Origin of the sequence: Microcoleus sp. bin38.metabat.b11b12b14.051 (assembly GCF_013299165.1) — a bacterium.
Lineage (GTDB): Bacteria > Cyanobacteriota > Cyanobacteriia > Cyanobacteriales > Microcoleaceae > Microcoleus.
In genome coordinates this window covers 49,608-61,931 of sequence record NZ_JAAFKD010000036.1, presented here as the reverse complement: position 1 = coordinate 61,931, position 12,324 = coordinate 49,608, and the positions used below count along the sequence as shown (strand labels likewise).

Below are 12,324 nucleotides of genomic sequence, written 5' to 3'. Positions count from 1 at the left end.
CTGTGATTCAGACTTGTAGATTTCAAGGTAACAGCGCAATGGCTTTTTTCCGTGAGGCTATATCTGCCCATTCTTGTAACTTTTTCATGCCTTCTTTGATTCCCCAATTTTAGACCTGAATCCTTACACAAAAAGTTTGCTGGCGCGCGCCGATCTCAGAAACCGGGTTTCTTCCTAGATTTCTCGTTACTAAACACAAAGTCTCGTAGAAACCCGGTTTCTCGTCCCCTACGTTAAAGTCCTGACTGCAAAAACAGCCAGGACTTTAATTTTTTATCTCTGAGTTTTAAGGGCTAAAGCCCTCACTACAAACCTTAAATACTAGCCATCACTTCGCGCGCGGCTGCTAAAGTACGATCGACATCTTCCTCAGTATGAGCCAAAGAAGTGAACCCAGCCTCAAACTGCGAAGGAGCCAGATAAATACCGTGCTCCAACATTCCCCGGTGAAAACGGCTGAACTTTGTTAAATCCGACTTCTTAGCATCGTCGTAATTGTGAACCGGGCCCGCCGCAAAAAACAAGCCAAACATCCCGCTAATTTGCCCGCCGCAAACCGCGTGTCCCGCTTCCTTAGCAATTTTCAGCAATCCCTCCGACAGTTTTTTAGTAATCCTGTCCAACTGTTCGTAAGTGCCAGGTTTTTGCAACAATTCCAAAGTTTTAATTCCAGCAGTCATCGCCAAAGGATTTCCCGAAAGCGTACCAGCTTGATACATCGGGCCAGCGGGAGCCACCATCCCCATAATCTCGCGCCTTCCGCCGTAAGCTCCCACGGGCAAACCGCCGCCGATAACTTTACCCAAAGTTGTCAAATCTGGGGTGACACCGAATTTTTCCTGAGCTCCGCCGTAGGCGATGCGGAAACCAGTCATTACTTCATCAAACACCAACAAAGCGCCGTTATCTTTGGTAATTTCCCGCAAACCTTCAAGAAAACCTGCATCTGGAGTAATAAAACCGGCATTTCCTACAACAGGTTCCAGAATTACACCTGATATCTCGCCGGGATTTTCAGCAAATAAAGCCTTAACTGCTTCCAAATCATTGTAAGGAGCGTTGAGGGTGTTGGCGGTAACGGATTTTGGCACGCCCGGAGAGTCGGGAAGCCCGAGAGTTGCGACGCCGGAACCAGCTTTTACTAGGAACATATCGGCGTGCCCGTGATAGCAGCCTTCAAATTTGATCACTTTGTCGCGGCCGGTGAAGGCTCGCATCAGCCGCAAAACAGCCATACAGGCTTCGGTGCCAGAATTGACAAATCGCACCATTTCAATGCTGGGAACGGCATCAATCACCATTTCGGCGAGGACGTTTTCCAACAGCGAGGGGGCGCCGAAACTTGTACCTTTTTCTAAGGATTCGTGAAGGGCTTTGATGACTTCCGGGTGAGCGTGGCCACAGATAGCCGGGCCCCAAGTCCCTACATAGTCAATGTATTTATTGCTGTCAACATCCCAAATGTAGGCTCCGTTTACCCTGTCAAAGACAATGGGTTGTCCGCCTACGGATTTGAAGGCGCGCACGGGGGAACTGACGCCACCAGGCATCAACTTCTGGGCGGCGGCAAAAATTTCTTCTGATTTGGTCGTTTTCAAGGTTGTGGAAACCAATGTTTTCTCCTTAGTGAAGGTCTGTTGTTGGTAGGATACTTTTATAGCGACTTCAGGATAAAGGTTAGGTCGATTCAAGGAAACTATGTTAATAGATTTTAGGGTAGAAACCAATGAGTAGCAATAGTATCTGGGATTTTATAGGCTTTGTCCCACTAACACTCCTAGCCCTAAAGTGTAATTTTTTGTAAAATACTTCTTGACAATTTGCCCATCACTTGCCTAATCTCCTCTCTTCTCTCTGTGTCCTCTGCGCTCTCTGCGGTTAATAAAAAAAATATCCGACACAAAAGCGTTAATTTATATGAAAAGCTGCAATAAAATTATGTCTGCTACTGATTTATCTAGTTTGAGCCGATCGATCCCAATGGAAAAGATCCGTTACGACGATCGCGGTTTAGTACCCGCGATCGTCCAAGATTACTTAGACGGCACAGTCTTGATGATGGCCTGGATGAATCGCGAGTCACTCCAAAAAACGATGGAAACCGGTCAAACTTGGTTCTGGAGCCGTTCTCGCGCCGAATTATGGCCGAAGGGAGCGACTTCGGGACACGTTCAAAATGTCAAAGGGCTGCGTTACGACTGCGACAGCGATGCTTTGCTGGTGACAGTCGAACAAGTCGGAGATATTGCTTGTCACACGGGTGAAAGAAGTTGTTTTCACCAAGTTGATGGGGAAATTTCAGCGCCGCCGGGGGATATGTTATCTCAATTATTTGACGTAATTTGCGATCGGCGGGACAATCCTAACGAAACTTCTTATACTTGCAAGTTGTTCGAGGGCGGCGACAATAAAATTCTCAAGAAAATTGGCGAAGAGTCGGCGGAAGTTGTGATGGCTTGCAAAGACGACGACAAAGATGGGATTGCGGGGGAAGTTGCGGATTTATTTTACCATGCTTTGGTTGCTTTGGCTCACCATCAGGTTGACTTGAGAGCAGTTTATCGCAAATTGGGCGATCGTCGAAAATGACCGATAATTGCTGATAGGTTCGTAGTAAGGACTTCAGTCCTATTATTCAAAATGCGATCGAGCTGATACAAATAACAACAGTTTGTAGTGCGGACTTCAGTCCGCTCTAATGCTGCGGACTAAAGTCCGCACTACGAACCCATTTTACAGTTTGTAGTGCGGACTTCAGTCCGCTCTAATGCTGCGGACTAAAGTCCGCACTACGAACCCATTTTACAGTTTGTAGTGCGGACTTCAGTCCGCTCTAATGCTGCGGACTAAAGTCCGCACTACGAACCCATTTTACAGTTTGTAGTGCGGACTTCAGTCCGCTCTAATGCTGCGGACTAAAGTCCGCACTACGAACCCATCTTACGGCAGTCAATCGAATCGATATGACACGATATTGCCCATAGCCGAATAAGATTCTCGCCACTTCCTAGAAACTAAAAGTAGTGCGAAGAACTCCCACCCCTACAGTATCATTATCCTTCGTACCTTCAGGATTGAACAACACAAAAGCTCCGGGTGTAATGCTGATATTATCGTTAACATTGAAACGATAATAAGCTTCCAAATGGTAAGGAGTAGCTTTATTTGCCTGAAAACGAGCACCGCCACTTACCGAATCGCGATCCAAAGGCTGTCCGAACAGAATACCTGCATTATTGCCCTGTTTGAACAAATCTCGGAAATGGAAACCTACCATCCAACTGTTAAAAGTGGTAGAAGCATTGCTTCTTTCAGCATCAGCAATTATCCAACCTCCATAACTAGAAACAGCAAGTTTCGGAGAAAGCCGCCAGGTTGCTGTACCACCAAACGAATTCATCCTCACCCCGCCGCTAACAGGTTGTCTATCCCTTCCCAAAATCGAGCCCAAATCCGCATCAGACAATCCTGTAGCCAGAATATTCAATTCGTGGCGGCTGTAAGCGTAATTCAAACCAATGTCAATACTGCTAGTTGGTTTAATCGTTAACTGTGCCGCCGCAACCGTACTGCCATTAAACAAACCCGCTCCCAATGGAGTAGCTGGAAAGCCTAAATTGTTAGGCAAAGCAGCATTTACGCTGCCGTACAAAGCTGTGAGATTAATTTTTTTAGAAAGGTTCCAAATAAACCCACCTGCTGATGCTAAACCTGTGCCAGAAGTGCCGCCGGATACGCGCACTACAGGGTTGTAACCTCCAAACCTAGAAATAGATTCTTGCCCTTCTCCAGCAAAAGGAGTGATTGCTTGAAAAGCATCGGAAGTTTCTGCTTTCGGGCCAGCAAATAAAGTGATGCTGCTAGAAACTGGGAAGACGTAAAGCAGTTTGTAGAGTTCAACTGTATTAGCGCCAATGCTCGATAAATTCTGAGGATTAATCCCCGGAAATTGGGGTTCAAAACTCAGCTTTGCCTGACTGTCCGACAAACCGCTAAATGCCCCCGTTGACAAACCAAACTGAGGCCCGAAGCTGCGAATATTGTACGCTTGCAAGCCTGTGATTAGAGTGTCTTTCCCTGTAAAACTGGTTAGCAGATTCAGCCTTACTCGGTAATTGAAGACTGTTTGAGTATCGCTGTGATTGTTTTTTGTAGTATCGGCAACGCTAAAGATTGCTTCGCCCTTGAGTTTAGTTGTTGTCGAAAATTGATTCGCTTCTAATTCGGATGTGCGCGCTTCTAAAGCATCGACTCTACCGCGCAAGGTAGCTAATTCTGCTGCAAATTCTTCTTGCAATCTTTGCAGTTTGGTTAAGTCTTCTTTGGTCGCTAAATTGGTCGTACCTGATTTGATTAATTCGTTAATTTTGTCCAAACAAGCATTTAAACCGGCGGCAAATTCGTAGCGAGTCATTGCCCGATTCCCTCGGAATGTACCGTCTGGATATCCCGCTATACAGCCGTATCTTTCTACGAGAGATTGCAAAGCTTGAAATGCCCAGTCTGTCGGGCGCACGTCGGAGAGTTGCGAGACAGATGTTACTTGTTCTAGTTCGGTAGATTCTGGGCTTTCGCTGTTGGTTGCTGCGGGTTCTAAGGAAGCGCTGTTGGCGATTTCAGCTAACTTTTCGGCAGTAGAAGTTTCTGTTTGGGCGATCGCTGGTGCAGGGTTTTGGGCTGGAATTACAGATGTTTTTTCTGTGACTTCGGCTGGGGCTGGGTTTGCTGATGTTTCGGCGGGGTTTAATGAGTTTTCCGCTGGATTTTTTGCGGTTAATGCTGCTATTTCGGGCGGATTGAGGTTGGCAGTTTCTTGGGGAAGATTTGCTAGTTGATTTGTGGTTGAGTTTGTATTGTAAACTTGTGCTGAATCAACTTGTTGTTTAGATTCGGATGTTTCAGGAAGTTTGACTTGATTTTCAACTGTTGTGATCGGGCTTATTTTAGCCTCTGACTCTTTTAAGTCTTGAGTACCTAATGTTTCTTTTTCGACGACGGGAGTCATCGCAGCTAATGGCAAAGAAGCGCCAATTATATAGAATAAACCTACTGCGCTAGCACTAAATAGTAGACGTGTTTTCACTAGAATACCTCACACAATTGATTGTAAAATTATTGTTAGCTTTTTAGGGATTGTAAACCTATTCGGGATCATAAAAACGCAGGTTTTTAGGGAATTTAATAGATATTCCTTATGCTTTTCATAAGATAAATAAACAATTGCCTATCATAATCTAAGACTAATAGGCATTTTTTGGGGCGACTTGACTTATTTATTTGGCTACTTATTCTATCACGAAATTAATATTTTGGGAATTACTTTTTTAACATTCGATCGACCTTTTGCAAAATCACAACAGCCGCGATCGCACTTAAGGCCAAACCCAACCACAAATTATCCGCCCCCCATTTACCCCGATCCAAAGCTAAACCGCCCAGCGGCGGGCCGATTAAATACCCGATCGCCCAACACTGAGAATTAACCGCCAAATACACACCGCGCAAAGACTCCGGCGCTAAATCCACCACCAAAGCTGAAGCAAAAGGCGTATAAGCAACCGTCGCCACCGACAAAACACTCAACCCAACAACCGCTACAAATAGATTGCCAGTTGCAACCATTCCCGTCAAGCCGATCACAATAAATCCCATTCCCCACAGCAGCGCCGAAACCATCAAAGCTTGCGGATGAGAAAATCGTCTCAAAGCCTTAACCACCGGCATTTGCAAAGCCACAGTCAAAAACGTGCTAAAAGCAAACAAAACGGTAATTGTACCTGTAGAAAAGCCTGTTCCCGATGTCCCCACCTGCACGAACTTGCTAAAATATAGCGGCATCGTAGTTTGAATTTGGGAAATGTAGAGAGTAAACATAGTATTGACTACAGCGTAAACTAGCAAAGTGCGATCGCTCAACGCCACCATCCAGCCATTTTTTAGACGTTTTTTGCCTATATTCGTTGAAGTAGAAGGTTTGTAGGTTTCCGAAACTGCGATCGCCACCACCGCAAACAGCACTAAAAACGAGATACCATCGATCATAAAGAGCGATCGATAATTCCCCGTTAGCGCAATCAAAACACCGCCCAAAATAATCCCAACTTGCAAACCCAAATTATCAGCAAGCCGCGTCAAAGCAAAAGCCTCCTGTCGCTGTTCCCCCTCAGTTAAATCCGCCACCATCGTCTCAGTTGGAGGCCAATATAAACCCACACCAAAACCCATCAATAAATTCCCCGCAACTAAGCCGGCAAAATCATTAGCCGCCGCCAACATAAAAGAAGCAACCGCCGAAATCATTGCCGCCAGCAATAAAGTTCGCTTCCTTCCCCAAAATTTGGAATCGCAAAAAGAACCGCCTAAAATCCGCCCGAATATTCCCGAAATTGAACCGCTACCCAAACCAATCCCAACAGCAGTTGCAGATAAGCCGACGCGATCGACAAAAAAGATCGGCGCGTAAAATAAAGTAAAACCACTGCCGCTTTGCGACAGGAATCGGCCCGCCGCGAGAATCCACACTTGAGTCGGGAGACGGGGAAGCCAAGATGATAGTTGAAATTTAGGCATATACAGCAGATTGTAGATTAGATATCTTGTAAAATTCTTTCGATCGACTTTTGGAACGGGTAAGATGCCCGTTCCATAAAAATATTTTTTTCTTCTGTGGAACAGGCATCTTGCCTGTTCCTAATCAATTATCGATCGAACAATCGGCTGCTGGCGCACGCCAAAACTGCGATTGCTTCCGTTCCTGGCGATAACATAAAATAAATACGATCGCACAACAAAACTTTTAAACTCTTGCTGCGCGATCGCCCCACGAGCTAATGCCAGTATTACGGTGCCTCAGCTTTTAGCCGTCAAAGAAAGATCGATCGCAAAATCCGCTGCTGACGCACCCCACAGCCCGGAAGCTTTACAATTCTTCTTAGTTAGTTACACAAAAGTTACCATTAATTTAAAAATACTTAACACGATTTTAGGAAAAAGTTAGTTAAGCTCTAGAAAAGGCAGAAGAAAGTTTTTAGAGGGTCTAATTATATGACAGCTATTAGTACATCGAGAGTAGAATCAGTAAGACCCCGCTGGCAAGCAATTGTCATGGTAGCCTTAATTTTCTGGCTCAGCGGTAGCGTGATTTTGGATCTATTAGTCATGCCGAGCCTCTACGTATCTGGCATGATGGTATCTCCCGATTTTGCAACTGCGGGAAATTTGATGTTCTGGGGATTCAACCGCGTTGAATTAATCTGTTCGGGCTTGGTAGCAACGGGTTTGATGGTTTTGAGCAATTCACTCAGTGACTTCGGCAAGCGCAGCCGCACAGCAATCGTATTATCATTCGTACTTCTGGCGATCGCCCTGGTTGACACCTACGCCCTCACACCTCAAATGAGCGCCTTGGGAATGCAGCTAAATCTGTTCGACTCCGCCACAGAAGCCCCTGCCGGCATGAACATACTGCACCAAGGATATTTTGCCTTGGAAGCGCTGAAGTTGGCTGTCGGCGGTACGCTGCTCGGCTGGTGCTACCAAAACCAAGTTTAACCGACACAATCTTGAAAGGTTGAATTGAGTTGAGTGAGAAAAAAACTCAATCTCTAGCGGCGGGCGTGAATTCACGCCCGCCGCTAATTTTTGGGACGGGCTCTTCGGCCCATCCCACAAGAAAAAAATTGTGGGATGGGCCGAAGAGCCCGTCCTAATTATTTTTACCAAAGGTCAACTGTGTCAAGTTTCCCGCCAATCCTACTCGGAAGCTTCCGCCTCATCAGATTTTGGCCACAGCAGGCGCAAACCCATCACCGCAAATCCGATCGCCGCGATCGTCTTTACCAATCTCTCCGGTAACACCTCCGCCGTACCTTGTCCAACCAAAACACCCAGGAAACTCGCCAACAGCAGCGCCGACGCCGTGCCGAAAAATACAGCCCGCGGCGAGTTGCAACTGCTACCAAGGGCGATCGCAGCTAATTGACTTTTGTCACCCAATTCTGACAAAAATACCGTAATAAAAGTTATACCTAAAAGTTGCCAATCCATGTTTTTTTAGTTATTAGTTCGTCATTGTAGATATCTACCATTTACCCACAAGCTCCCAGAAACCGGGTTTCTTGCCAAAATCCTCGATTTAACCGCTAAATTTAGCCAGAAACCCGGTTTCTTTCCACATACTCAAAAATAATCAGTAATTCCCCAATTTAAAATCCAAAATCTAAAATCGTTTAGCTCAGCACTTCCCACAGCAAAACCGCCGAAATTGCCAGTAAAATCACTCCTGCTGCTCTCTCCAAAGTTTGCGGAGCAATGCGTGTAGCCAGCCATCTTCCTAACAAAACTCCCAACAAACTCGTTGCAATTAAAGCCGAACCCGCCCCCGCAAACACAATCCAAGGATTCCGAGATTCAGCCGTCATCAACAAAATTGCAACTTGAGTTTTGTCTCCAACTTCAGCAAAAAAAATAGTTACAAAAGTAGAAGCAAAAATTGCCCAGTGCTTCGGCTTCAGTTGGTTTTCTTCATCACAAAGCTCAGGATTTGCACTCACTGAAAGTTCAGCCAACTCCGGGGTTACATCAGCACAAATCTCAGAAGTTTCTTCGAGTTGTTCTAATTGTACCTGTGGTGGCAAATCGGAATTGGAGTTTGCTGAGTCAGAGCCAGAACAGTTTGGCGGTACAGAATCAAGTTTCACGGGCAATGAGTGCTAAACGCTATTTATTTTTGACTTCTACTTTGGATCTTAACTTTCTCTGTGCCTGTTTTTATGAAACCCGGCCCATCTTTTTTTCCCGGAGATTGCCGAAACCGATGTACCATTTGAGATTTTAGACTTCGGCTAACGCGATCGTCGAACGATTTTAGATTTTAGATTGGGGATGATTGACTGGATATGGTTGACGATTCCCTATGGTTGCATGATTTGGGAAAAATGGTACAAGCACGAGATGTATCTGTGGAGTCAATTCTTCAATCTTCAATCCAAAATCTAAAATCCAAAATCCAAAATCGTCTGCTGCTTCACGTGCCGTAAGTTCGATCGCCCGCATCACCCAAACCAGGTACAATAAAACCCTGTTCGTTGACTGTTTCGTCGATCGTTGCCGTGTAAAGAATCAAACTCGGATACTCCGTACTCAGCCTCTTCAAAGCCGGAGGAGCAGCCACCACAGAAATAATCCGAATCAAACTCGGATCAATTCCCCGTGCAATCAACTCCTGCATCGTCGCCACAATCGTACCACCAGTCGCCAGCATCGGCTCGCTAATTATCACCCGCGTTTCCGGGTTAAACTGCGCCGGCAATTTGTTCAAATAACAACTAGGTTCAAGCGTCTCCTCATTCCTGGCCATTCCCAGGTGGTAAACCGACGCCAGCGGTACAACTGTCTGAATTCCTTCCAGCAATGCCAAACCCGCCCGCAAAATCGGTACCACAACTAACGGAGCTTCCGGGTTGATAAAAGTCGCCGGACATTCGCTCAAAGGCGTTTGCACCGTTGCTTCCACTGTCGGCAGCCAGTCTCGAATTGCTTCATAAGCCAACCAGCGTCCCAATTCTGTCATCGCAGAACGAAAAAGTACCGATGGGGTGGCGGCGTCGCGGGCGACAGCCAGCCAGTGCTTAATTAACGGATGTGGCGGAACGTAGACGCGCAGTTGCAGGGGCATGAGGAAATTGGGGAGCTTGTTAGGTTTGAAGGATTTTATGCGGTGCGATCCTTTTCGAGGGCTTCGGTAACGATCGCTCTGTGCAACTTATCACAATCTTTCATCTAAAATCGAAAAATGGAAAATCTAAAATCCTACAAGTCTCTTTATTCACCAGAAAGAATGGGTTGAAAGCGAATCCCTTGTACGGACAAATTAAATAGTCCTGGACGCATTTTCCACGGTGTAGCAAAGCCTTGAGATTGCTTCGGGGGCCTCGCAATGACAGAAATACGTTTCTTTTGCGTCCAGGACTGTTAAAAGAACACTATTCATTACTCCAATCCTTTGCCTTCAAGCTAGAGGTAGCTGTCCACCCAACCACTGCGCTTTTCTGACTCTTCTACCAACTGCCAACTGCCCACTGCCAACTGCCCACTGCCAACTGCCCACTGCCCACTGCCCACTGCCCACTGCCAACTGCCACCTTATTGAAATATTATTTCAATAGTATTGACATAAATTAGCAACAAGGCTATAGTAATTTTAGTGTTCTCCTCTCAAAGGATCGGCAGACGGGGGCAGTCGGCAATGGTAGACTGCTCTCGCATTTTTTTTGGGAAAGCAGAAGCTAGAAGCTAGAGGGCAGAAGGGAGAAGGCACAAGGTGCAGAGGGAAAATGGCAGAGGCAAGAGATCGGGGAGAGCGATCGACTGTAAAATTGTAGAAATATTAAGATTTTTAACCAAATGTCAGCTCCTACCCAATCCCAGTTATTCTCCGCCAACTCGCGCCCCACAGAGCAAGAGTTTGATGTGATAGTCATCGGTTCCGGCATTGGCGGACTCGTCACTGCAACCCAGCTAGCAGCCAAGAAAGCCAAAGTTTTGGTACTCGAAAGCTACACAATTCCGGGGGGGAGTGCTGGATATTTCGATCGAGAAGGCTACAGATTTGATGTCGGAGCCTCCATGATATTTGGGTTCGGACAGCGCGGCACCACCAACCTCCTCACCCGCGCCCTCAAAGCCGTCAACGTCACCCTAGAAACAATTCCCGACCCAGTACAGCTTCACTATCACCTACCCTCAGGTCTGGATCTGGAAGTTCCCCAGCCTTATGACAAATATTTGCAAGAATTAATTGACAGATTCCCCCACGAGCGCCAAGGCATCGAGAAATTTTACGGCGAATGCTGGAACGTCTTCAACTGCCTCAACGGGATGGAATTGCTATCTCTAGAAGAACCTGGATATCTGGTTCGAGTCTTTTTTCAGAATCCTCTAGCCTGTTTGGGATTAGTAAAATATCTGCCTCAAAATACTGGCGACATTGCGCGGCGCTACATAAAAGACCCGACTTTGCTGAAATTTATCGACATGGAATGCTACTACTGGTCTGTAGTACCCGCAGACTTAACGCCCATGATTAACGCCGGCATGGTATTTTCTGACAGACATTATGGTGGCATCAATTATCCCAAAGGCGGAGTCGGTCAAATTGCCCAAAAATTAGTCGAAGGATTAGAAAAATGTGGCGGTAAAATTCAGTACAAAGCTAAGGCAAAAAAAATTATCACAGAAAACGGCCGCGCTGTCGGAGTCGAGCTAGTAACCGGCGAAGTTTACCGCGCCAAACGAATAGTTTCTAATGCTACCCGCTGGGATACTTTCGAGAAATTGCTGCCCGCAGAAGAGATGCCAGCTAGCGAGAAGAAATGGCAGCAGCGCTATCAAAAAGCCCCCAGTTTTTTGAGCTTGCATTTGGGAGTCGAAGCCAGCGTCATCCCTGCTGGCAGTGCCTGTCATCACATTTTGTTAGAAGATTGGGACAAAATGGAAGCGCCGGAGGGAACTGTTTTAGTGTCAATTCCCACCGTACTCGACCCGGATTTAGCTCCAGCAGGATATCACATCGTTCATGCTTTTACTTCGAGTTGGATGGAAGAGTGGGAAGGACTTTCGCCCCAGGAATACGAGGATAAAAAAGAAGAGGCGGGGGGGAGAATTATTGACAGATTAGAAAATATTTTTCCTGGTTTAGATGCTGGTTTGGATTATATGGAAGTTGGGACGGCGCGTTCTCACCGCCGCTTTTTGGGCCGCGAAGATGGAACTTACGGGCCGATTCCGCGGCAGAAGTTAATGGGTTTGTTGGGAATGCCGTTTAATCGAACTTCTATGCCTGGTTTGTATTGTGTGGGAGATAGTACGTTTCCCGGACAGGGTTTGAATGCGGTGGCGTTTTCTGGGTTTGCTTGCGCCCATCGAATAGCTGTGGATTTGGGTTTTTAGTGGTAGGTGTGTCACATTTTTCTCTGAACATACGGGAGAAAATGTGATTCGGTATCCGCTAAAATAACGCCAATCAGGTTTGTAGTGAGGACTGAGCGTCCTTATCAAATCAGAAAGCACGCTCAGTCTTCACTATGAATAAAATAACCCCAATCAGTTTTGTAGTGAGGACTTCAGTCCGCAAAAAAGACAGGACTGAAGTCCTCACTACGAACCTCAAAACAAGTTTGTAGTGAGGACTTCAGTCCGCAAAAAAGACAGGACTGAAGTCCTCACTACGAACCTCAAAACAAGTTTGTAGTGAGGAGTTCAGTCCGCAAAAAAGACAGGACTGAAGTCCTCACTACGAACCTCAAAACAAGTTTGTAGTGAGGA

General features: G+C 46.2%; 10 protein-coding genes. 4 read left to right on the top strand and 6 right to left on the bottom strand.

From position 1 onward, the window contains the following. Positions 1 to 314: 314 nt before the first annotated feature. Positions 315 to 1,613 (bottom strand): glutamate-1-semialdehyde 2,1-aminomutase, encoded by a 1,299-nt coding sequence (gene hemL, locus QZW47_RS26340; RefSeq protein ID WP_293133980.1) that lies wholly within the window; start codon positions 1,611 to 1,613, stop codon positions 315 to 317. A 325-nt stretch (positions 1,614 to 1,938) separates the two neighbouring features. On the opposite strand from hemL, the gene hisIE reads away from it, so the two are divergent. After that, the gene (gene hisIE / locus QZW47_RS26335) at positions 1,939 to 2,589 is read left to right on the top strand and encodes a bifunctional phosphoribosyl-AMP cyclohydrolase/phosphoribosyl-ATP diphosphatase HisIE (RefSeq protein WP_293133977.1); all 651 of its coding nucleotides are present in this window, start codon (positions 1,939 to 1,941) and stop codon (positions 2,587 to 2,589) included. A 418-nt stretch (positions 2,590 to 3,007) separates the two neighbouring features. Here hisIE and QZW47_RS26330 read toward each other — a convergent pair whose 3' ends face one another. After that, positions 3,008 to 5,083, bottom strand: a complete 2,076-nt coding sequence (locus tag QZW47_RS26330) for an iron uptake porin (protein WP_293133974.1) — start codon at positions 5,081 to 5,083, stop codon at positions 3,008 to 3,010. Positions 5,084 to 5,316: 233 nt separating this feature from the next. Beyond that, the gene (locus QZW47_RS26325) at positions 5,317 to 6,570 is read right to left on the bottom strand and encodes an MFS transporter (RefSeq protein WP_293133971.1); all 1,254 of its coding nucleotides are present in this window, start codon (positions 6,568 to 6,570) and stop codon (positions 5,317 to 5,319) included. Between the two features lie 274 nt (positions 6,571 to 6,844). Here QZW47_RS26325 and QZW47_RS26320 point away from each other — a divergent pair, with 274 nt between their 5' ends. Then, complete coding sequence (locus tag QZW47_RS26320; protein WP_293133968.1) at positions 6,845 to 6,997, top strand: hypothetical protein; 153 nt, start codon at positions 6,845 to 6,847, stop codon at positions 6,995 to 6,997. 47 nt (positions 6,998 to 7,044) lie between these two features. Further along, positions 7,045 to 7,551, top strand: a complete 507-nt coding sequence (locus QZW47_RS26315; protein WP_293133965.1) for a DUF4149 domain-containing protein — start codon at positions 7,045 to 7,047, stop codon at positions 7,549 to 7,551. Between the two features lie 201 nt (positions 7,552 to 7,752). Here the strand turns inward: QZW47_RS26315 and QZW47_RS26310 are convergent, their stop codons facing one another. The 3 genes from QZW47_RS26310 to upp all read right to left on the bottom strand — a co-directional run bounded on the left by QZW47_RS26310 (position 7,753) and on the right by upp (position 9,676). After that, the gene (locus QZW47_RS26310) at positions 7,753 to 8,046 is read right to left on the bottom strand and encodes a TMEM165/GDT1 family protein (protein ID WP_293133962.1); all 294 of its coding nucleotides are present in this window, start codon (positions 8,044 to 8,046) and stop codon (positions 7,753 to 7,755) included. Positions 8,047 to 8,228: 182 nt separating this feature from the next. Then, positions 8,229 to 8,699 (bottom strand): TMEM165/GDT1 family protein, encoded by a 471-nt coding sequence (locus tag QZW47_RS26305; RefSeq protein WP_293133959.1) that lies wholly within the window; start codon positions 8,697 to 8,699, stop codon positions 8,229 to 8,231. A 326-nt stretch (positions 8,700 to 9,025) separates the two neighbouring features. Next, the gene (gene upp / locus QZW47_RS26300) at positions 9,026 to 9,676 is read right to left on the bottom strand and encodes a uracil phosphoribosyltransferase (RefSeq protein WP_293133957.1); all 651 of its coding nucleotides are present in this window, start codon (positions 9,674 to 9,676) and stop codon (positions 9,026 to 9,028) included. Positions 9,677 to 10,404: 728 nt separating this feature from the next. Between upp and crtH the strand changes: the two genes are divergently transcribed. Beyond that, positions 10,405 to 11,949, top strand: coding sequence for a carotenoid isomerase (gene crtH, locus QZW47_RS26295; protein ID WP_293133954.1), 1,545 nt, complete (start codon positions 10,405 to 10,407; stop codon positions 11,947 to 11,949). Positions 11,950 to 12,324 lie beyond the last annotated feature (375 nt).